Annotated in this window: 1 protein-coding gene; it reads right to left on the bottom strand. The window is 65.1% G+C overall.

Annotated elements, in window-relative coordinates; translation table 11 throughout:
* Positions 1 to 255, bottom strand: a 255-nt coding sequence (locus WCE05_RS26575) for a carbon starvation CstA family protein (RefSeq protein WP_368816914.1), incomplete at both ends; no start/stop codon positions are given.

Genomic DNA, 255 nt, shown 5'->3' with positions numbered 1-255 from the left:
TGACTTCGTTGTCCAGCAGCTTGGGCGTGGTCCCCGAGGAGATCAGCGCGTGGAAGCCGGACACCGCGCCACAGGCGATGGTGATGAACAGGAACGGGAACAGGGTGCCCTTCCAGACCGGGCCGGTGCCGTCGGTGAACTGGGTCAGGGCCGGCATCTTCAGCTCCGGCGCGATGATCAGGATACCGATGGCCAGGCCGACGATGGTGCCGATCTTGAGGAAGGTCGACAGGTAGTCACGCGGCGCCAGCACCA

This window comes from Pseudomonas sp. I2 (assembly GCF_040984075.1).
Classification (GTDB): domain Bacteria; phylum Pseudomonadota; class Gammaproteobacteria; order Pseudomonadales; family Pseudomonadaceae; genus Aquipseudomonas; species Aquipseudomonas guariconensis_B.
This window is presented reverse-complemented; position numbering and strand designations above follow the sequence as displayed.